This window comes from Actinomycetota bacterium, from assembly GCA_019347675.1.
Lineage (GTDB): Bacteria > Actinomycetota > Nitriliruptoria > Nitriliruptorales > JAHWKO01 > JAHWKW01.
This window is the reverse complement of record JAHWKW010000013.1, coordinates 104,797-124,774: the sequence shown is the minus strand read 5'-3', so window position 1 is coordinate 124,774 and position 19,978 is coordinate 104,797. Positions and strand designations below refer to the sequence as shown.

The 19,978-nt window shown below is 71.1% G+C and carries 25 protein-coding genes; 14 read left to right on the top strand and 11 right to left on the bottom strand.

Annotated elements, in window-relative coordinates; translation table 11 throughout:
- On the bottom strand, positions 1 to 231 hold a 231-nt coding region (locus KY462_10545), incomplete at its 3' end, for an IS3 family transposase (GenBank protein MBW3578157.1).
- Positions 228 to 662 carry a hypothetical protein gene (locus tag KY462_10540; protein MBW3578156.1) on the bottom strand — a complete coding sequence of 145 codons (435 nt, stop codon included), beginning with the start codon at positions 660 to 662 and terminating at the stop codon, positions 228 to 230. The genes KY462_10545 and KY462_10540, both read right to left, overlap by 4 nt.
- On the opposite strand from KY462_10540, the gene KY462_10535 reads away from it, so the two are divergent.
- The gene (locus tag KY462_10535) at positions 656 to 1,180 is read left to right on the top strand and encodes a transposase (GenBank protein ID MBW3578155.1); all 525 of its coding nucleotides are present in this window, start codon (positions 656 to 658) and stop codon (positions 1,178 to 1,180) included. The genes KY462_10540 and KY462_10535 overlap by 7 nt on opposite strands.
- A gap of 57 nt (positions 1,181 to 1,237) precedes the next feature.
- On the opposite strand, the gene KY462_10530 is transcribed toward KY462_10535, so the two are convergent.
- Entirely contained in the window at positions 1,238 to 1,939 is a 702-nt protein-coding gene (locus tag KY462_10530; protein MBW3578154.1) for an aspartate-semialdehyde dehydrogenase, read from the bottom strand.
- Between the two features lie 90 nt (positions 1,940 to 2,029).
- Between KY462_10530 and KY462_10525 the strand changes: the two genes are divergently transcribed.
- Both KY462_10525 and KY462_10520 read left to right on the top strand, forming a co-directional pair.
- Complete coding sequence (locus KY462_10525) at positions 2,030 to 2,665, top strand: GntR family transcriptional regulator (protein ID MBW3578153.1); 636 nt, start codon at positions 2,030 to 2,032, stop codon at positions 2,663 to 2,665.
- Between the two features lie 335 nt (positions 2,666 to 3,000).
- On the top strand, positions 3,001 to 3,426 hold the full coding sequence (locus tag KY462_10520; protein MBW3578152.1) for a hypothetical protein: 426 nt from the start codon (positions 3,001 to 3,003) through the stop codon (positions 3,424 to 3,426).
- 25 nt (positions 3,427 to 3,451) lie between these two features.
- Here KY462_10520 and KY462_10515 read toward each other — a convergent pair whose 3' ends face one another.
- Together KY462_10515 and KY462_10510 are read right to left on the bottom strand one after the other, a co-directional pair.
- Complete coding sequence (locus KY462_10515) at positions 3,452 to 4,378, bottom strand: branched-chain amino acid transaminase (protein MBW3578151.1); 927 nt, start codon at positions 4,376 to 4,378, stop codon at positions 3,452 to 3,454.
- A gap of 67 nt (positions 4,379 to 4,445) precedes the next feature.
- Positions 4,446 to 5,522, bottom strand: a complete 1,077-nt coding sequence (locus KY462_10510) for a 3-isopropylmalate dehydrogenase (GenBank protein ID MBW3578150.1) — start codon at positions 5,520 to 5,522, stop codon at positions 4,446 to 4,448.
- A gap of 158 nt (positions 5,523 to 5,680) precedes the next feature.
- Here KY462_10510 and KY462_10505 point away from each other — a divergent pair, with 158 nt between their 5' ends.
- Positions 5,681 to 6,082 (top strand): hypothetical protein, encoded by a 402-nt coding sequence (locus tag KY462_10505; protein ID MBW3578149.1) that lies wholly within the window; start codon positions 5,681 to 5,683, stop codon positions 6,080 to 6,082.
- 7 nt (positions 6,083 to 6,089) lie between these two features.
- Here KY462_10505 and KY462_10500 read toward each other — a convergent pair whose 3' ends face one another.
- A complete protein-coding gene (locus KY462_10500; protein MBW3578148.1) occupies positions 6,090 to 6,635 on the bottom strand; it encodes an HAD-IA family hydrolase in 546 nt (181 codons plus the stop codon).
- A gap of 26 nt (positions 6,636 to 6,661) precedes the next feature.
- Positions 6,662 to 7,519: a glutamate racemase gene (murI, locus tag KY462_10495; protein ID MBW3578147.1), complete on the bottom strand. Its 858-nt coding sequence runs from the start codon at positions 7,517 to 7,519 to the stop codon at positions 6,662 to 6,664.
- A 139-nt stretch (positions 7,520 to 7,658) separates the two neighbouring features.
- Between murI and KY462_10490 the strand changes: the two genes are divergently transcribed.
- Positions 7,659 to 8,834 (top strand): PQQ-dependent sugar dehydrogenase, encoded by a 1,176-nt coding sequence (locus tag KY462_10490; protein MBW3578146.1) that lies wholly within the window; start codon positions 7,659 to 7,661, stop codon positions 8,832 to 8,834.
- Between the two features lie 85 nt (positions 8,835 to 8,919).
- On the opposite strand, the gene leuD is transcribed toward KY462_10490, so the two are convergent.
- From leuD to KY462_10470, 4 genes are all read right to left on the bottom strand, one after another.
- On the bottom strand, positions 8,920 to 9,528 hold the full coding sequence (leuD, locus tag KY462_10485) for a 3-isopropylmalate dehydratase small subunit (GenBank protein MBW3578145.1): 609 nt from the start codon (positions 9,526 to 9,528) through the stop codon (positions 8,920 to 8,922).
- On the bottom strand, positions 9,525 to 11,156 hold the full coding sequence (gene leuC, locus KY462_10480; GenBank protein ID MBW3578144.1) for a 3-isopropylmalate dehydratase large subunit: 1,632 nt from the start codon (positions 11,154 to 11,156) through the stop codon (positions 9,525 to 9,527). The genes leuD and leuC overlap by 4 nt, the downstream gene beginning before the upstream one ends.
- Positions 11,157 to 11,249: 93 nt before the next feature.
- On the bottom strand, positions 11,250 to 12,851 hold the full coding sequence (locus KY462_10475; GenBank protein MBW3578143.1) for a 2-isopropylmalate synthase: 1,602 nt from the start codon (positions 12,849 to 12,851) through the stop codon (positions 11,250 to 11,252).
- Positions 12,852 to 12,952: 101 nt separating this feature from the next.
- The gene (locus KY462_10470) at positions 12,953 to 13,102 is read right to left on the bottom strand and encodes a hypothetical protein (protein ID MBW3578142.1); all 150 of its coding nucleotides are present in this window, start codon (positions 13,100 to 13,102) and stop codon (positions 12,953 to 12,955) included.
- A gap of 166 nt (positions 13,103 to 13,268) precedes the next feature.
- On the opposite strand from KY462_10470, the gene KY462_10465 reads away from it, so the two are divergent.
- From KY462_10465 to KY462_10425, 9 genes are all read left to right on the top strand, one after another.
- Positions 13,269 to 13,430: a hypothetical protein gene (locus KY462_10465; protein ID MBW3578141.1), complete on the top strand. Its 162-nt coding sequence runs from the start codon at positions 13,269 to 13,271 to the stop codon at positions 13,428 to 13,430.
- Between the two features lie 11 nt (positions 13,431 to 13,441).
- Positions 13,442 to 13,582, top strand: coding sequence for a hypothetical protein (locus KY462_10460; protein ID MBW3578140.1), 141 nt, complete (start codon positions 13,442 to 13,444; stop codon positions 13,580 to 13,582).
- 352 nt (positions 13,583 to 13,934) lie between these two features.
- A complete protein-coding gene (locus KY462_10455) occupies positions 13,935 to 14,420 on the top strand; it encodes a hypothetical protein (protein MBW3578139.1) in 486 nt (161 codons plus the stop codon).
- Between the two features lie 158 nt (positions 14,421 to 14,578).
- A complete protein-coding gene (locus KY462_10450) occupies positions 14,579 to 14,785 on the top strand; it encodes a hypothetical protein (GenBank protein MBW3578138.1) in 207 nt (68 codons plus the stop codon).
- Between the two features lie 74 nt (positions 14,786 to 14,859).
- Entirely contained in the window at positions 14,860 to 15,789 is a 930-nt protein-coding gene (locus KY462_10445; GenBank protein ID MBW3578137.1) for a sucrase ferredoxin, read from the top strand.
- Positions 15,790 to 15,832: 43 nt separating this feature from the next.
- Positions 15,833 to 16,888, top strand: coding sequence for an iron-siderophore ABC transporter substrate-binding protein (locus KY462_10440; protein ID MBW3578136.1), 1,056 nt, complete (start codon positions 15,833 to 15,835; stop codon positions 16,886 to 16,888).
- A complete protein-coding gene (locus KY462_10435) occupies positions 16,885 to 17,967 on the top strand; it encodes an iron ABC transporter permease (protein ID MBW3578135.1) in 1,083 nt (360 codons plus the stop codon). Before KY462_10440 ends, KY462_10435 begins: the two co-directional genes overlap by 4 nt.
- Positions 17,968 to 17,972: 5 nt before the next feature.
- Positions 17,973 to 19,016: an iron chelate uptake ABC transporter family permease subunit gene (locus KY462_10430; GenBank protein MBW3578134.1), complete on the top strand. Its 1,044-nt coding sequence runs from the start codon at positions 17,973 to 17,975 to the stop codon at positions 19,014 to 19,016.
- Positions 19,017 to 19,028: 12 nt separating this feature from the next.
- Positions 19,029 to 19,880 (top strand): ABC transporter ATP-binding protein, encoded by an 852-nt coding sequence (locus tag KY462_10425; protein ID MBW3578133.1) that lies wholly within the window; start codon positions 19,029 to 19,031, stop codon positions 19,878 to 19,880.
- Positions 19,881 to 19,978 lie beyond the last annotated feature (98 nt).

Sequence of the window (19,978 nt, the reverse complement as noted above, 5' to 3'; positions counted from 1 at the left end):
GGGTGCCTGATCGACGAACCGCGGCTCGTGCAGCACCGAGCGCACCTGGGCCCATTCAGGCTCCGACAGCGCCCGCGGCTGGGCCTGACCCTTGCGCGAAGCCGGCGGTGCCGGGGGCCCGTACGGGCGGGTGCGCCGCCGATGGTCCGACGAGCGTGGACACCCCACCGCCTTGCACGCGGCCACGACTCCAACCACCGGGGTCAGCTCGTCGATCGCGTCGTCGATCATCTGTCGCGCTCGCTCGCGTCGTTGCGGCTCTCGGTCGCGAGTTCCTCCAAGAGCGCGGAGAGTTTTCCCTGGACCTCCACCACCTTGCGGGTGCGTTCCAGCTCACGCTCGAGCCGTTCGGTGTGGGCCTTGAGCCGGGCGATCTCGCGGTCCTTGGGATCGACGGGCGGGCGGCCTCGCTTGGCCGACAGCGCCTCGAGCGCCCCACGGTCACGCTGCTTGCGCCACTCGGAGATCAGCGACGTGTACAGCCCCTCGCGGCGCAGCAGCGCGCCCTTGCCGTCGCGATCCAGCTGCTCGTACTCGGCCAGGATCTCCTGCTTGTACTTCGCGGTGTAGCTACGGCGTCGTGCCCGCGCGGGGACCTCGACGTCATCCTCGTGGTCCATGCCCCCAGTGTGGCCGTTGGCCACGGACGCGTTGGTTGTCATTGTTCCCGTGTCCCATCTCGCCCTCAGACTCGTTCATTATCGGCCTGGAGCTTGTCCCACGAGAGCTTGACACGGAGGGGCTGGGCCGGCTAGCAAAGACCCGCCACATCCTCGCCTTCGTCGACGACGAGCGGCTCCGCCGACGGGTCTTAGTCGGCCTTAACCGCCAGGAGAGCATCCACGCCATGGCGCGCGCGATCTTCTACGGCCGCCAAGGGCGGTTCGGGGACCGAGGCTCCGAAGCCCAGCTCAACCGGGCCTCGGCCCTCAGCTTGGTCATCAACGCCATCGTGGTATGGAACACGCGCTACCTGACTGCCGCCGCGACCGAACTGGAACGACGTGCCGAGCCCGTCCCACAGCACGCGTGGCAGCACATCTCCCCGCTGATCTGGCAACACGTCCACCTGGTCGGCACCTACTCCTTCGACGAGCCCACGATCGAAGGAGAGCTTCGCCCGCTGCGGAACGACGTCATGAAGATCACCACCCCAGCCGACCTCAAAGACCTACCGTAAACCCGCGACCGCTAGCGCCTCCATTCAAGCGCCTTACCGTAAATCTTCGTCAGAAACTTAACGAGACCCCTTGTGCTCCTCGACCGTGTAGTGGTCGCCTTGAAAGTCGCCGCAGTGGGCCAGCACGTTGAACGCCACCGTGCGGGAGAAGTGCTCACCGACGACCTGCGACTCCACCGCCGCGCCGTCGCGGCGGAGCCGGTCGGCGTCGGCCACCAGCTTGCGGGCCTGGCCGACCAGTTCACCGATCGCCGCGCGTCCCTCACCGCCGACCGACTGGTAGGTCGCGACCGTCATCTCGACTAGCCCGAACGCCGCGTGCAACGGACCGGCAGCGACCATCAGCACCATGGTGGTGCAGTTGGGGTTGGCCACGATCCGCTTCGGACGACGTGCGATCGCCTGCGGGTTGACCTCGGCGACCACCAGCGGCACGTCGGGATCGCTGCGCCACGCTGAGGAGTTGTCGACCACCACCGCGCCGGCCTCCACCGCGACCGGCGCGAACTCACGTGACCGTGGTCCACCTGCCGAGAACAGCGCGACGTCCACCCCGTCGAACACCTCGGCAGACAGCGCCCGCACCCTCACCTCTCGGTCCATCCAGGGCAGGCGCCTGCCTTCCGAAGCGGGGGAGGCCACCAGCACCGGGTCGCCAGCCACCGGGAACCGACGCACCTGCAGCAGCCGCAGCAGCTCCCGTCCGACCAGACCGGTGGCTCCCACCACCGTCACCCGCATGCCCTCGCCCAGCGCCATCCTCCTCGCACGCGGCAACTGTATACAGGCTATACTCCCATCGCAAGGGAGACGATGCAGCGAGGTCTGCCAGTAGGAGGAGCATCGACCGTGGCCGCCACCGACCCGCAAGCGATCGCCGACCAGCTGCGTGACCGCATCCGTCACGGGACGCTGGCGCCCGGCACCTCCCTCAATCAGGTCGAGCTGGCCGACGACCTGGGCGTCAGCCGCATCCCGGTCCGTGAGGCGTTGCGCAGCCTGGCCGGGGAAGGGTTGGTGGTCCTGGAGGCCGGCCGGGGGGCACGGGTGGTCGAACACACCCGACGCGACATCATCGACCTCTACGACCTGCGGCTGCGTCTCGAACCTCCGCTCGCGGGCGAGATCATCGACAACCTGCCCCCCGCCGACATCCGCCACCTCCACCAGCTGGCCGAACAGATGCTCGACGACCCGCCGCCCGACCGCTGGTCGCAGCTCAACCAGCGCTTCCACGCCTCCATGTACGCCCCCGTCCCCCGGCCCCACACCATCCGCATCGTCGGGCAGGTCATGGGCCTGGTCGAGCCCTACTCCCACCGCTACGTCCACCGGCTCCGCGGCATCGAACGAGCATCCCGGGAGCACCTCACGATGATGCGCGCCATCGCCGACCGTGACCCCGACCGCCTGGCAACCGTCATCGCCGCCCACCTGCGAGGTGCCCGCGACGCGCTCCTGCACGCACTCGACGACAACGCCTGACAGTCACCGATGCTCAGCCAAGCGGGGCAAGGCGGATCCGATCTGCGGGCGGTCACATGCGACGAGCGTGACGTGCAGTCGGGCGCTTGATCTTGTGGTGCCGTTTCGAGTCGGCTTCGAGACCGACCCGGCCTCGGAGGCAAGGAGCCGCGTCAGGCGTCCGGTTGTTCCCGGGGTTTGCGTGCGATGACCTGCCCCTTCCACGGCGACGGGTAAGAGCTCGCTTTGAACCGCCCGGGCGGATGGCGTCGCAGCCTGCTGCTGTCGTCGTTGTACGCGGGGACCTACGAGACCGTCGGACGGGTCACCACGGCCGGCGGGCGGACCTGCTACAGATGCTCAGCACCGTCATCGCGGTGATCGTGGTCACCCGGACCCAGACGGGGACGACCGCCGACGCCGGCCCCGCGCCGGTCGAGCTCGAAGGCAGCGTCAACGACCACGGAACGGCCGACCTCACCGGCGACTCGCTCGACCTGGAGGCCGACGACTTCTACTTCGCGCCCACCTTCGTGCGGACGTCGACGGCCGGCATCGTGCAGGTGCGGGTGTTCAACGAGGGCGACCAGCGCCACACCTTCACCATCGAGGAGCAGGACGTCGACGTGGCGCTCGAGCCGGGATCGGAGCAGCAGGTCGACGTCCTGCTCCCCGACAGCGGGCGTTGCGCTTCGTGTGCCGCTTCCACGTCAACCAGGGCATGCAGGGGCGTTCTTCCATGCCGACGCGGGTGGCGGGACGACCCCGACCAGCGCCGGTGAGTGACGCCGGCCGACCGAGTCGTCATCACTCGCGGACGTAGGCAAGCCACTCCTTGTAGCGATCGGCCTTGCCGCCGACCACGTCCATGTACAGCGACTGGATCCGGGTGGTCACCGGCCCGCGCTCGCCGAGCACCCGCCCGTCGGCCTCGCGGATCGGGGTCACCTCCGCAGCGGTGCCCGTCAGGAACGCCTCGTCGGCCAGGTACAGGTCGGTGCGGACCAGCGGTGTCTCCTCGACCCGGATGTCGAGGTCGCCGGCCAAGGCGATCACGGTCGCGCGGGTGATGCCGCCGAGAGGACCGTCCGCCAGCGGTGGGGTGAGCAGCACGCGGTCGCGGACGATGAAGACGTTCTCGCCGGTGCCTTCGGCCAGGAACCCGTGCTCGTTGAGCATGATCGCTTCGTCGTACCCGGCGCGAAGGGCTTCGACCTTGGCGAGGGAGCTGTTGATGTACTGGCCGTTTGCCTTGGCGGCCGGCGGGATGGTGTTCTTCCCGATCCGCCGCCACGAGCTGGTCATCACCCGCACGCCCGAGACCAGCGCCTCCTCCCCCAGGTACGCGCCCCATTCCCACGTCGCGATGGCCAGCTGCGGCTTGGATGGCAACGGGTTCAGGCCCATCTCGCCGTAGCCCAGGAAGATGACTGGCCGGATGTAGCAGGCATCGTGGCCGTTGACCCGGATGGTCTCCAAGATGGCGTCGGCCACCTGTTCCTGCGTCCACGGGATCTGATCCAGCGGCGGGTACAGCTTCGCCGAGTCGAACATGCGGCCGACGTGCGCCTCGAGCTGGAAGACCGCCGGCCCGCGGTCGGTGGCGTAGGCGCGGATGCCCTCGAACACCCCGTAGCCGTAGTGGAGCGTGGGGGTGAGGAAGTGGACGGTTGCCGCGTCCCAGTCGACGAACTCGCCGTCGAACCAGATCTTGTCGGACTTCGGGATGGGCATTCCAACGTCCCTTGATCGGGGAGCGGTCCCGGCTGTTGGGAACGCTACCGGGGGGACCGCGGCACCGTCACCCCGCAGCGAGTTCGGCCAGGCGGTCGCCGGCCGTGGCGGTGGTGACCTCGTCCGGTCCGCGGATCGACAGCCACCGGCTGACTGCCCGTTCGACCCGACGGGCGCCGGCGTCCTCGCCGACGAAGTCCAGCAGCAGCGCGACGCTGAGCACCCCCGCCACCGGATCGGCGCGGCCGGTCCCGGCGATGTCGGGCGCCGAGCCGTGTACCGGCTCGAACATCGAGGGGTGGCGGCGGGTCGGGTCGAGGTTGGCGGACGCAGCCAGGCCCATCCCGCCCTGCACGGCAGCGCCCAGGTCGGTCACGATGTCGCCGAACAGGTTGTCGGTCACAACCACGTCGAAGCGTTCGGGTTGTGTGACCAGGTACAGGCACATCGCGTCGACGTGGACGTAGTCGTGGCCCACGTCGCTGTAGTCGGAGGCGACGTCCGCAACCGTCCGCGCCCACAGGTCGCCGGCGTGGGTCAACACGTTGGTCTTGTGGCACAGGGTGAGACGGCCGCGCCGCTGCGCGGCGAGTTCGAAGCCGTACCGCACCAGGCGCTCCACCCCGCGGCGGGTGTTCAGCGACTCCTGCGTGGCCACCTCCGCCGCCGTGCCGCGGTACACGGCCCCGCCGGCTCCCGCGTACACGCCCTCGGTGTTCTCGCGGACCACGACCAGGTCACAGCGGTCGGGGGTCAGGCCAGCCACCGGCGAGCGCACCCCCGGGTACAGCCTCACCGGGCGGAGGTTGACGTACTGGTCGAACGCCGAGCGCAGGCGCAACAGCAGTCCACGTTCCAGGACGCCCGGCGGCACGTCGGGGGTCCCGACCGCGCCGAGCAGGACGGCGTCGAAGCGAGCCAGCTCACCCAGCGTCGCGTCGTCGAGCACCTCGCCGGTCTCGATGTAATGCTGGCCGCCGAGGTCGAAGGCGACCCGCTCGGTGTCGAAGCTCTCGGCTTCCTGCACGGCGTCGAGGACCTTCAGCGCCTCGGCGATGACCTCCGGGCCGATCCCATCGCCTGCGACGACCGCGATGCGGTGCGCCACCGCTGTCCTTCCGATCACACGCCGGTGCGGCCGCATGGTAGGCGGGTTGGCCGGCTCCCCGGCACGGACACCCACCACCGGGCAGGGTCGCTCACGCCGTTGTCACCACCGCTGCCGTTATGTGGGTGATCGCGTCGCCGAGGTCGGGCCGCCGCCGCGGCGTCGCACGGACGGCCGGCGATGCGAGACGCGACATGGGCAGGGCCTTCGACGCGCGGACCCTGCGGGCGGCTCTCCGCAGCCGGTACCCGTGGCTGGACCGCGAGGAGCTGGGGCCCCGTGCGGTCGAGGCCGGCGAGTGCGATCGCTGCGGGCACGAAGCGCGGCTGGTCGCGATGTGCGGCCCGGGCATCCATCGCTACCTCGGCCGGCGTTGTGCCGTCCGGCTCGGTCCGCGGGCGTGGTGCGACGGGCACCAGGCCGACGCGAGACAAGCGCTGGCGTGGCTCGAACAGCTTCCCGAGGAAGCGGACGACGTCGCCCGCTTGTGGTGGGTCGCGACCGGGGAGATCCGGCTCGACCCGGCGCTGGTGGCGCGCTCGCCTGCGCTGGCGGAGGTGGTGGCCGGCGTCCTCGACGACGACGCCGGCCCCTGACCGCTCCTCACACCGCCAGGCCCTCGTCGCGCAGGCGGCCACGGACGTCGCCCGCCTCGACGAAGCGGTGGGCGCGCAACCCGACCTGCCGCGCCGCGTCGACGTTCTCGTCGCGGTCGTCGACGAACACGACGTGCTCGGGGGCTGTCGCGATCTCACGGCACAGGCGGCGGTAGAACCGCGGGTCGGGCTTGCGGACGCCGAGGTGGTGGGAGGCGAGCACCCACTCGAAACGGTCGGCCAGGAGCCCGTCGGCCAGTTCCTCGACCCACACGGGGTAGTTCGACGCGGCCACACGCGTGGCCTGACCGGCGAGGTCGTCGAGGAGTTCGCGCATCCCCGGCAGCCAGCGGTACCCGGCGCGGCGGGCCGTGTGGAAGGCAACGACGTCGAACCGGCAGCGGAAGGTGGCGAAGTACTGCTCCTCGGTGAGGTCTCCGCACTCGAACCGCGACCAGGCTCCCGGTTCACGTTCGCGGAGGACGTCGGCGAGCGCACGGTCGGTCGCCGCGGTCAGGGCCTCACGGAACGGATCGCGCACGACCGTGTCCATCAGGTCGAACGCGACCGTGACGACCGTCACGACGCGCCGGTTGCGGCTGACGCCACGTCGTCCATCTGCGGCTGGGCACTCCCCGGCGGCCAGTCCCAGCCCCGCACCGGACCCATCGCCGACCCGGCGAAGCGGTCCCCCAGCGTGCGGAACCTGTCCTCGTCGCCGCTGGTCAACAGGATCCGCTCCGCCGGGCCCTGCCCGGGACGGCGTCCCAGCCCGGTGCGCTCCAGCAGCGTGCGCACCTCGAAGGCGGTCTCCTCGGCGCTGGAGACCAGGACCACGTCACGGCCGAGGACGTCGCTGATCACGCGACCGAGGAGCGGGTAGTGGGTGCAGCCGAGGATGACGGTGTCGATCCCGGCGACGCGGAGGGGGGCCAGCTTCGGCGCGACCACCCCGTAGGACTGCGTCGACGCCACGTCGCCGGACTCGACGAGCTCGACGAAACCGGGGCAGGCTTGCGTGACGACCTCGACATCCGCGCGGGACTCGGCGAACACCCGCTCGTACGCCCCCGACGAGATCGTCGCCTCGGTCCCGATCACCCCGATCTTGCCGCGGGTGACGTCCAACGCCGCCCGCACGCCCGGCTCGATCACGCCGACGATCGGGACGGTGTAGCGCTCGCGCAGGTGGCTCAACGCCGCCGAGGATGCGCTGTTGCAGGCCACCACGACCATCTTCACGTCGTGGTCGACGAGGAGATCAACGATCTCGGTGGAGTACCGGCGCAGCAGCTCCGGCGGTTTGGAGCCGTACGGGAACCGCCCCGTGTCGCCGAAGTACAGCAGGTGCTCGTCGGGGAGGAGGTCGCCCAGCGCGCGCACGATCGTGAGGCCGCCCAAACCACTGTCGAACACCCCGATCGGTCGGTCGTCCACCTCGCTCCCCGTCGTCGCCGCGGCGGCGGGAGGGTATCGGCGACCGGTTACGGTCCGCGCCGTCCGGACGGGTGGGCCAACGGGCCGCACGCGAAGAGCTGGCACGGTGGACGCCGCAGACGCGTGCGTTCCTGGAGGAGTGGACGTGGATCGCCGCACCGGGCTGGTGGTTGGGGCAGCACTGGTCGTGGTCGTTGGCGCGCTGGTCGCCGTCGTGCTGACCAGGAGGGACGCGACCCCCCCGGTCGCCACCACCCCGACCGGCTCGCCGACCCCGACCGCACCCGGCGCAGCGACCCCGCCCGCGACCACGACCGCCAGTCCCTCCCCCGTGCAGCCAGCGACGGTGGCGGTCACCACCACGGTCGTGGCGGAGGGGATCGCGGCGCCGTGGGGGTTGGCGTTCGTCGGCGACGAACGGGCCTACGTCACCGAGCAGGACACCGGCCGGGTGCTGGAGCTGCCGCCGGGAGGACCGCCCCGCGAGGTCCACCGGTTCTCGGTCGACGCCGCCGGGGAAGGGGGACTGCTGGGGCTGGCGGCGTCACCGTCGTTCGCGCGGGACGGCCTGCTCTACGCCTACTACACGGCCGCGAACGACAACCGGGTGGTGCGCTTCGAGCCCGGTGGCGACGCCGAACCGATCCTGACCGGCATCCCCAAGGCCACGATCCACAACGGCGGGCGGATCGCGTTCGGACCCGACGACTTGCTCTACATCGGCACGGGGGACGCGTCGGTGGGTGAGCGGGCACAGGATCGCTCCTCGCTGGCCGGGAAGATCCTCCGGATCACGCCCGACGGCGGGATCCCCGACGACAACCCGTTCGGCGACTCCCCGGTGTACTCGTTGGGGCACCGCAACGTCCAGGGCCTGGCGTGGGACGGCGACGGGCAGCTGCACGCGGCCGAATTCGGGCCCAACCGCGACGACGAGGTCAACCGCATCCAGGCGGGGGGGAACTACGGCTGGCCGATGGTCACCGGCCGGGCCGGACGCGACGGGCTGATCGATCCGGTGTTCGTGCGCCAGCCGGCGGACGCATCATGGTCGGGCACGACGTTCCTGGTCGACGGTGCCATCCCGCAGTGGGACGGCAACCTGTTCCTCGCGGCGCTGCGCGGTCAACGGCTGTGGCGGGTGTCGCTCACCGACGCCGAGCCGTCCGCGGAGGCGCTGCTGGTCGGCGAGTACGGGCGGCTGCGCCAGGTCGTGCAGGCCCCGGACGGCTCGCTGTGGGTGACCACCAGCAACCGTGACGGCTACGGCGATCCGCGCCCCGGCGACGACCGGATCATCCGCCTCGGGCCGTGAACCGACCGGTGCCAGTCGGCCATTGGGGTTGCGACAGGTCGTCGTAACCGGTGCGAACCGGTGCGCGAGCCCGACCGGTCGCCGGTTACCGCAGCGACGGCAGCCAGGCGGGGCGGTGCTCCTCGAAGGCGTCGATGGCGTCGGCGTGTTGCGAGGTCAGTCCGATGTCGTCCAGGCCGTTGACCAACCGGTGCTTGACGTGGGGATCGACGTCGAAGGTGGCGGTGTCCAGACCGGGTGCGCTGATCGTCTGGCCCCGCAGGTCGATCGTGACCGTGACCGTCGGGTCGTCGGCGACCAGGTCGAACAGCTGGCGGATCACACCGCCGAGGAGCTCGACGGTGACGACGCCGACCTTCGTGCAGTTGGTCCGGAAGATGTCGGCGAAGCTGGGGGCGACGATCGCCTCGAAGCCGGCGTCGTCGAGCGCCCACACGGCGTGCTCCCGTGACGACCCGCAGCCGAAGTTGGGTCCCGAGAGCAGGATCGAGGCGTCTCGGTGCTCCGGCCGGTTCATCGGGAAGTCCCTGACCGGTTCCCCGTTCTCGTCGTAGCGCCAACCCCAGAACGCGAACGGCCCGAAGCCGCTGCGGTCGATGCGCTTGAGGAACTGCTTGGGGATGATCTGGTCGGTGTCGACGTCGGCCCGGTCGAGCGGGCAGACCGTGCCCACCACGCGCGTCACCTGCTTCACGCGGATGCTCCCACGTCGCTGACCGCCTCACGGACGTCCACGAACCGTCCCTCCAGCGCGGCGGCAGCGGCCATCTGCGGCGACACCAGGTGGGTGCGTCCCCCCGCGCCCTGTCGGCCCTCGAAGTTGCGGTTGGATGTGGAGGCGCACCGCTCGCCGGCTCCGAGTATGTCGGGGTTCATCCCCAGGCACATCGAGCAGCCCGGCTCACGCCACTCGAAGCCTGCGTCGACGAAGATCCGGTCGAGACCTTCGGCCTCGGCCGCTGCCTTCACGAGCCCCGACCCCGGCACGACCATCGCGCGGACACCGTCGGCGACCCGCCGCCCCGCCACGACCTCGGCTGCGACCCGCAGGTCACCCAGACGCGCGTTCGTGCACGACCCGATGAACACCCGATCGATCGGCAGGTCGACGATCGCCTCGCCGCCGTCCAGGCCCATGTAGGTCAGCGCCCGCTGCCACTGGTCGGCGGTCGCGGGATCCGGCGCCTCGTCGGGGCGCGGGACCCGCCCCGTCACCGGGACCGACTGGGCTGGTGTGGTCCCCCAGGTCACGAACGGTTCGAGGCCGGCCGCGTCGATGGTCACCACGCGGTCGAACGTCGCGCCGTCGTCGGTGACCAGGGTCCGCCAGTGCGCCACGGCACGGTCCCAATCCTCCCCGGACGGCGCGTGCGGTCGGTCCTTCAGCCACGCGAACGTGGTCCCGTCGGGGGCGACCAGGCCTGCGCGCGCCCCACCCTCGATCGACATGTTGCACACGGTCATCCGTTCCTCCATCGAGAAGCCGCGGATCGTCTGTCCGCGGTACTCGATGACGTGACCGATCCCACCGTCCACGCCGATCCGGTTGATGACGCCCAGGATCACGTCCTTGGCGGTCACCCCACGCGGGAGCGACCCCACCACCTCCACCGCCATGGTCTTGGGCGGGTTCTGGGGGAGGGTCTGGGTGGCCAGCACGTGCTCCACCTCGCTGGTACCGATCCCGAACGCCAACGCCCCGAACGCCCCATGGGTCGCGGTGTGCGAGTCACCGCACACGATCACCATCCCCGGCTGGGTCAAGCCCAACTCCGGGCCGATGACATGGACGATGCCCTGGTTGCGAGATCCCATCGGGAACAGCCGGATGCCGAACTCCTCGCAGTTGTGCGCCAGGACATCCATCTGGGTCCGCGACATCTCGTCGGCGATCGGGAGGCGCCCGCGGACCACGTCGGGGTCGGTGGGGACGTTGTGGTCCATCGTCGCCACCGTGAGGTCGGGCCGGCGCACGGTCCGGCCAGCCTGGCGCAGCCCCTCGAAGGCCTGGGGGCTGGTCACCTCGTGCACGAGATGCAGGTCGACGTACAGCAGGTCGGGGCCGTCGCCGGCGTCCGACGTGCCGACCAGGTGCTCGTCCCAGATCTTGTCGACCAGCGTGCGTGGCGCACTCAACGTGGGATCCCTGTCGGTCGGGTCATCGGTTCCAGCGGTCGGACGCCGCCGTGCGGTTGCCCATCGCCTGGTAGGAGACCTCCTCGGGCTTCTCGAGCTCGAAGCGGATCTCCGCCTCGCCGGTGCGTTGCGCGATGGCGGACGCCACCGCCGCGACCAGCTCGGCCTCCTCGGCGGGGGTCTGATCGGGCGGGACGGTGAGCTTGATGGTGGTGGTCATCGTGTCGTCATCTCCACGTGTCTCGCTCGTCGGGTGGGCGTCTGGGCGGGTAGGCCGGGTCACGGCCGGAACTCCCGGCTCCGGTGGGTCAGGCGCAGCGACCGGTTCAGCGCGTCGAGGTACGCCCGGGCGCTGGCCTCCACGACGTCGGTGGAGACGCCGCGCCCGGTGAAGCGCTCCCCGTTCTCCACCTCGATCTGGACGGTGACGTCACCCAGGGCGTCCACCCCGGGCGTGACGGCCGCCACCTGGAAGGCAACCAGGGTGATCCCGTCGCGGTCGACGGCGCGGCGGATGGCGCCGCACGCCGCGTCGACCATGCCGTCGCCCGTCGCGGTCGCGGTCCGGGTGGTCCCGTCGGACACGCGGAGCTCGACCGTCGCGGACGGGGCAGCTCGGGTCCCTCCCGCGACGGTGAGAGCGACCAGCTCGTAGTCGTCGTCGGCTGCGACGTGCACCTCCGCGGCGACGATGGCTTCGATGTCCTTCTCGCCGATCTCCTTCTTGCGGTCGGCGAGATCCTTGAAGCGCAGGAACACGCGCGACAGCTCCTCCTCGGACAGGTCGAAACCGAGGTCGGCGACCGCCCGCCGGAACGCGTGCCGCCCCGAGTGCTTCCCGAGGACGATCTGTGTGCCGTCGGCGCCGACGTCCTCGGTGCGCATGATCTCGTAGGTGAGGCGGTCGGCGAGGACACCGTGCTGGTGGATCCCCGACTCGTGCGCGAAAGCGTTGTCCCCGACGACCGCCTTGTTGCGCTGCACCGAGTACCCGGTGAGCGTGCTGACCAGACGCGACGTCCGGGTGATCTCGGGGGTGTTGACACGGGTCCGGGTCCCCAGTAGATCGGCGCGGGTGCGGATCGCCATCACGATCTCTTCCAGCGAGCAGTTCCCGGCTCGCTCACCGATCCCGTTGACGGCCACCTCGACCTGTCGCGCGCCGTTGCGGACCGCCTCCAGAGAGTTCGCGACCGCCAAGCCGAGATCGTTGTGGCAGTGCACCGACACCACGACGCCACGTTGTGTGATCGTCGGGATCCGGCGGTGCAGCTCCGCGATCCAGCCGCCGAAGTCGTGTGGCAAGGCGTACCCGACCGTGTCGGGGATGTTGACGGTGGTTGCGCCTGCCTCCACCGCCGCTGCCACGAGATCGACCAGGAACTCGAAGTCGGTGCGGGTCGCGTCCTGCGGGCTGAACTCGACATCGTCTGTGAAGCTGCGGGCCAGCCCGACGGCGTGCACAGCCCGGTCGAGAACCTCCTGCTCGGTGGCCTTGAGCATCACCGTGCGGTGGATCTCCGACGAGGAGATGAACACGTGGATGCGGCTGCGGATGGCCGGTGTGAGCGCCTTCGCGGCCCGCTCGATGTCGCCGTCCACGCAGCGGGCCAGCGCGGCGATCACCGGCGCGTCGCTCCCGACCGCACCCACCTCCGCTGCGACGGCCTTCACCGCGGAGAGGTCGCCGTTGGACGCCGCCGGGAAGCCCGCCTCGATCACGTCGACCTGCAGGCGCGACAGCTGCTGGGCGATCTCGACCTTCTCGCGCGCGTCGAGCGAGATACCGGGGGCCTGCTCGCCGTCGCGGAGGGTCGTGTCGAAGATCGTGACGTCAGGCGGCAGCGAGCGGGCGGCCGCGACGTCGATGGGTCGTCCCATGTGCGGTGCTCCTCATCCTGGTCCGCGGCCTGGCCGCGGTGTCTGCGTCGAACCCGGTCACCTCTCCGCGGTCGCCCTGGGTGGGAAGGGGCGCCGCGGCATCAAAGGACGAGCAGGCCCAGGATGAGGGCCAGGATCCCGACGGCCGGGGGCACGCCGCGCCGACGGGTGCGCGACCCGGTCGGCGTGGCGGTGCGGTCTTCGGCGGCCATCGGTACCCCTGTGTACATCCTCGGGACGGTGAAGGCCAACCGGCCACCTGAACGGACGCTCAACTGCGCACTGCTCGCGCGCTCAGCGCGCAGTCGAGCATGCGGTTGTCGTCTGCCACGCGCGCCGACAGACGGGCGCCGGACCGTGCGCTGTCCCGGCCGTCCGGACGACGACCGCACCAGCCACCTCCTACGCTCGTCACCGATGGGAGCACGCAAAGATCAGCGGTTCGGGTGCGAGTGCGGCGCCGAGGTGGTCTACACCAAGGACTGCCCCCAGCCGTGGGAACAGGACCCCCGCTGCGTGTGCGGCCGGGACATGCGTCCCCTGGCGCAGGAGACCGGCCATACCTACCCGCCGAGCTGACAGGAGGTCGGGTGGGCGTCGAAGCCGGCCAGAAGTTCCTCTGCGAGTGCGGGGCCAAGGTCAAGTACACCAAGGCCTGCCCCGAGCCGACCGCCGCCCCGTTCACGTGCGTGTGCGGCGCGACCGGGACCGAGACGCACGACGAGGACTGAAACGCCAGCGACAGCGGGGCGCCCGCTGCGGCCCGAGGTCTTGGCCCCCAGGTCTGGCTGGCTCTGACCGGTTGATCCTGCCACGGTTCACATCGCCGTTGCACCGTCAGTTCCAACGAGCCCGGTGACGCAGCCCAACGCAATCCGCCCGGCACCGAGGATGTCCGAGCGGCGCCCCGAGGATCCGCGATCCGGGTCGCCCGGCGGGGGTGGTGACCTGCTTGGCCGCGGCGGCGGCTCAGCGGGTCTGGCCAGCCGCCGGCGGGGATGTTAGGTTCACCTAACCATAGTCGAGAAAACGCCACAGGCCCTGAGCGGTGACGGGGCAGACGAGCGGCCGAACGGAGAGGGCATGAGATGGCAGGCCGTCGTTGGGGTAGTTCTGCTGCTCGGGGGGTGCGGTCGCGGCGCCGAGACGACCGGCGGCGGGTCGGCCAGCGTCGCGTGCGAGCCGGTCGGCGGCGGCGGAGGAACGGAGGTCCCCGTCACCCTCGACGAGTGGTCGGTCACGCCCGCGACAGCCACCACCCCGGCGGGGACCGTCACGTTCCTGGCCGACAACGTCGGCGACGAACCGCACGAACTGGTGGTCGTGGAGGCAGACGACGTCGCGTCCCTGCCGGTCGACGCCAGCGGCGCGCTGGACGAAGCCGCGCTGGAGGAGGGCGCGCTCGTCGGCGAGATCGAGGCGTTCCCTGCCGGTGAGCGATGCCCCGGCACGTTCCAGCTGTCCGCGGGCAGCTACGTGCTGCTGTGCAACCTCGTGGAGGAGGAGAACGGCGAGGTGGAGTCGCACCTCGCGCTGGGCATGCACAGCCCCTTGGAGGTAACCGAATGAGCCGCATCACCCTGACGCCGGCTTCCGCGAGTTCTTCGCACACCTCGTCGAGATGGGTTGATCCCGAGATGGCTACCCTGCTCGACCCCTGCTCGACGCCGGACCGTCCTGCAGGACCGGCTATGCCGTGGGTGTGACCCCAAAGCGGCGCAGCAGACGTGATCGACGCGTGGCTGCGCCCCCACGACGGCCCAGCGCGAGGTGGCTTCGCTCCCCACGGACGCCGCCGTCGCCGTTCACCTGTCCGAGCAAGCGGTGAAGGCGCCGACGACCCCCACGACGAGGTCGACAGCCCGATGGGCGCGCTGGCCAAGCGCAAAGGCGACGGCCAGCTGACGGCCACCGGCACTGACGTCGTCAGCTAAGGTTGCCCTAACCTCACCGGAGCCGCTAGCGTCGCGCTTAGGTAAACCTAACCTGAGTATGACGAGGTCGCCTGGTGTCGTCTACCCACAGCCGAGCGGCGGACGACGGCTGCGCCCGGCGCTCGGCCTCCGCCGGTGAGGAGATGTTGGCCAGCGCCGGTCGGACGCGGGCCTGGGTCGTCCTCGAGTGGCCCGGGACGTGGAGCGCCGACCCGCTCGAGACGGCGGCGGTCCCCGCCGCGTCCGAGCTGGTGCGACGGACCCGGGAACTGGGGCTGCGGCTGACGCTCGCGCGCCGCCACGACCGCGGTCGCAGGCCCGGGCGCCAGCTCTACCTCGTGTGGACCGGCCCGGGACAGGTGTGGGCCGAGCAGGCGACGGTGGACGGCCCGGAAGCCCTCCGCGACGTCGACCTGGCCGCGCTGGCTGGCGGCTGCCGTCCCGGCTTCGGCCGACCCCTGTGCGAGCCGGTGTTCCTGGTCTGCACGCACGGCAAGAAGGATCCGTGCTGCGCCCGGCTGGGCCGCCCCGCCTTCCGGGCGCTCGCGACCGCGTTCGGTGGACAGGTGTGGGAGTCGACCCATCTGGGCGGCGACCGCTTCGCCGCCAACCTCGTGTGCCTACCCCACGGCCTCTACTTCGGCCGGGTCGGACCGGCAGATGCGCTCCGCATCGCCAACGCCTACCGCGAGGGGCGGATCGAGCTCGGCCACTTCCGTGGACGCCCCTGCTACTCCGCGCCGGTCCAGGCCGCCGACTACCACGTGCGCCGCCACGAGCGGCTCGTCGGGGTGGACGCGCTGCGACCGGTGGGCCACCGGCGCCGGGCCGGTGGCATCCACGACGTCGTTCTCGAGTCGGGGACCGACGTCTACGACGTGCGCATCGAGGTGCGCCGTGAGGGCGAGCCGCGGCCGCTGGTCTGTCGGGAGCCGCAGCCAGCCCGGCCACCCACGTACCGGTTCGTCGACCTGCGGCGGACACCCAGGTCGAGGTCGGAGTAAACAGCGCAACGACGGTCGTCGCCGACGTGAGAGGTGGGACGCGATGAGGGTCTCGAACGGCGCCACGCTGCTGGGGATCGTCGCCGGTTTGCTGTCGGGCTGCGGGAGCGACGCGGCCGCACCTGCAGCTGGCGACGTCTCCGCCACATCCACGCCAGCGGCCGACGCCGACAGCAACGAGCTGGCCACCGTGGAGCACGCGATGGGCACCACGCACGTGGCCTGCACGCCGGTGCGCGTGGTGACGTTGGGCCAGGGCCAGACCGATTCGACGCTGGCGCTCGGTGTCACCCCGGTGGGGGTGGTCGAGCCGTGGACCGACGAGTTCTACGCCTACCTGCCCGACGAGGTGCACGACGCGCAGGTCGTGGGCACCGAGCTGGAGCCCGACCTCGAGGCGATCGCCGCTCTCGAACCGGATGTGATCCTGGGCTCGAAGCTGCGTCACGAGACCATCTACGAGCAGCTGTCACGGATCGCGCCGACGGTGTTCGCCGAGACGATCGGGCGGACCTGGAAGGACAACGTGTCCCTGTGGGCGCAGGCGCTCTGCCGCGAGCAGGAGGGTGAGCAGGTGCTCGGGGCGTGGGAGGAGCGCACCGCGGACTTCGAACGGGACCTGGGCGAGCTGGCCGACACCGAGGTGTCGCTGATCCGGTTCATGCCCGACCAGGTGCGCATCTACCTGACGGGGTTCCCCGGTTCCGTGCTGCGCGATGCCGGGCTGGACCGGCCGGAAGCACAGCAGGTCGAGGACTGGGAGACCTCCGAGCAACTGATCGGGATCAGCCAGGAGCGGATCCCCGACATGGACGGCGACGTCATGTTCGTCATGCTGTCGGACTGGACCGAGGGTGAGGCGGTCCAGCTGCAGGAGCAGTGGACCTCGCATCCGCTGTGGCGGCGGCTGCGAGCGGTCGAGAACCACGCGGTGTTCCCGGTCAACGAGGAGCACTGGAACCTCGGCGGCGGGATCCTGGCGGCCAACGCCATGCTCGACGACCTCGCGCAGCACTTCCTCGAGCCGGGCGGGGTCCGTGCCGCGCTGACCGGCGATCGTCCCTCGGGGGCCGAGACAGCGACGGGCAACGGCGGATGAGCCTCGCCGGGCGGTCGGACGGGCTCGCCGACGGCGCCGGCGACGACTGTGGGAGCGGCGCCCGGTCGGGTCACGCACGCCGTGGCGCGATCGTCGGCTCTGCGGTCTTCCTCGCTGGCGTCGTCGCGCTCGCCATCGCGGGGCTGCTGAGCCTGCGGATCGGGTCGGTGTCGCTCACCACCGGTGAGGTGCTCGGGGCCTTCACCGACTTCGACGGTTCCAACGCGCACCTGATCGTGCGTTCGCTGAGACTGCCGCGAACGGTCATCGGCATCGGCGTCGGCGCGGCCCTCGCGGCCGCGGGCGTGGTCATGCAGGCGATCACGCGCAACGCGCTCGCGTCGCCGTCGGTGCTCGGCATCAACAGCGGGGCCGCGTTCGGGGTCGTGACCGCCGTCTTCGTGCTCGGGGTCTCCAGCCCGTCGGTGTACCTGTGGTTCGCGTTCGCCGGGGCGCTGGGCGCGGCGGCTCTCGTGTACCTGGTGGGGTCGGTCGGGGCGTCGGGTCCGACGCCGGTCAAGCTGGTTCTGGCCGGCGCCGTCGTCACCGCGCTCCTGTCGGCGTGGATCTCGACCGTGCTGATCTTCGACCAGCGCAGCCTCGACGAGGTGCGCTCTTGGCTGGCTGGTTCGCTGGCCGGCAGGGACCTGGCCACCTTCGGTCACGTCGCCCCGTTCCTGGCTGTCGGACTGGTCGTGGCGTTTGCGTTGGCGCGCTCGTTGAACACGATCAGCCTCGGTGAGGACGTCGCCGCGAACCTCGGTCAGAACGTCGCTGTCGTCCGCGGCGCGTCGACAGTGGTCGTCGTGCTGCTCGCGGGCGCCGCCGTCGCCGCGGCCGGCCCGGTGGGCTTCGTCGGTCTGGCTGTCCCCCACGCCGTGCGCACGGTCGTCGGCCCCGACCACCGCTGGTTGCTCCCGGTGTCCGTTGTGGGTGGGCCGGTACTGGTGCTGGGCGCCGACGTGCTCGGGCGTGTCGTCGCACGGCCGTCGGAGGTCCAGGTCGGGATCGTCACCGCGATCATCGGGGCGCCGGTGCTGATCCACCTCGTCCGCGGTCGACAGTTGAGTCCCCTGTGAGCGCCATGCCCACGGCCCGCGGTGTCGTTCGGCGGCCGCTGCGCGTGGGACCGTGGTCGGGGCGGGTCGCGCCCCGCACGGCGGCGCTCGTCGCCGCGGCCAGCGCCGCCGTGGTCGCTCTCGGGCTGTGGGCCGTGCTGCTTGGTGATTTCCCGCTGTCGGTGGTCGATGTGCTGGCGGCGGCGGTCGGCGGCGGCGAGGGCCGCGAGGCGTTCATCGTGCGCACCCTGCGGCTGCCGCGGGTGCTCGCCGCCATCGGGGTGGGGTTCGCGCTGGCGACGTCCGGCGCGATCTTCCAGGGCCTCGTCCGCAACCCCTTGGTGGCCCCCGACATCATCGGGGTGATGGCCGGCGCCACGCTGGCCGCCGTCGTCTCCATCGTGGTGCTCCGGTCGCCGGCGATCGTGCCTGTCGCCGCGCTCACCGGCGCGCTCGCCGCGACCGTCGCGGTCTACGGGCTCACCTGGCGCAAGGGCATCAGCGGCAACCGGCTGGTGGTCGTCGGCATCGGGGTGAACGCGCTGCTCATCGCGCTCACGACCCTCGTGATCGTCCGCTTCCCCGTCGAGTTCGTCACCACCGCGATCGTCTGGATGACCGGGACGCTGTACGCCTCCGCATGGCGGGACGTCGCCTGGCTCGCCGCGTCGCTCGTCGTCCTGCTGCCCGCCGCGCTCGCCCTGCTGCCCCAGCTGCGGATCGTCCAGCTCGGCGACGACGTCGCCGCGGCGCTCGGCGCCCACACCGAGGCGTCGCGCGCTGCCCTGCTCGGCACGGGGGCCACGCTCGCCGCGGCGGCGGTCGCGGTGTCCGGCCCGGTCGCGTTCGTCGCGCTCATGACCCCGCACATCGCCCGGATGCTCGCCGGCCCGCTCACCGGTGGTGTCCTGCTGCTGGCGGGGCTGATCGGCGCCGCGCTGGTGGTCGCCTCCGACATCGTCGGCCAGCACGCGTTCTCCCCGATCAGCCTGCCGGTGGGGATCGTCACCGCGGTGGTCGGCGCGCCGTACTTCATGTTCCTGCTGGTCCGCGCCAACCGCACCACCTGAGAGGTCCGACCCATGAGCCGTCTCCGCGTCGACCAGGTGACGCTCGGCTACGACACCGGCCCGGCGGTCGTCAGGAGCATCAGCCTGCAGATCCCCGACGGGCGCATCACCTGCGTCGTCGGCCCCAACGCGTGCGGCAAGTCGACGCTGCTGCGGGCACTGTCGCGCCTGCTCCAGCCACGCGCCGGCCGCGTCATCCTCGACGGGCAGGCCATCCACCGGCAGCCGACCAAGGAGGTCGCCCGCCGGCTCGGGCTGCTGCCACAGTCACCGACCGCCCCGGAGGGACTGACCGTCGAGGATCTGGTCGCCCGCGGCCGCTACCCCCACCAGCGGCTGTTCCGGCAGTGGCAGAGGGGCGACGAGGAAGCGGTCGAGCGGGCACTGGAGCTCACCCGCACCGTGCAGCTGCGCGACCGTCTCGTCGATCACCTGTCGGGAGGTCAACGCCAACGGGTCTGGATCGCGATGGCGCTCGCCCAGGACACACCGATCATGCTGCTCGACGAGCCCACCACCTTCCTCGACATCGCGCACCAGTTGGAGGTGCTCGACCTGCTCGCCGAGCTCAACCGCACCCATGGTCGCACGATCGTCATGGTGCTCCACGACCTGAACCAGGCTGCCCGCCACAGCCACCACCTCGTTGCCATGCACGACGGCGAGATCGCTGCGGAGGGCCCGCCGGCGGAGGTGGTCACGACCAACACCGTCCGTCGCGTGTTCGGTGTCGACAGCCGCATCCTCGACGACCCGGTCACCGGCACGCCGCTTGTCGTCCCGGTCGGCAGGAGCGAAAGTTCCAGCGCCATCGGCGAAGCGGCAACTGGCACCGCACTGCACGCCGCCCGGGCGCGTCACTGATCACTCGCCGACCGAGCGGCCGAGGCAGACGGAACCTTGCAAGCCCCCGACAGCGGGGGTTGGATGGCCGGAACGGGCTGCGAAGGCCCGTGGTCCGA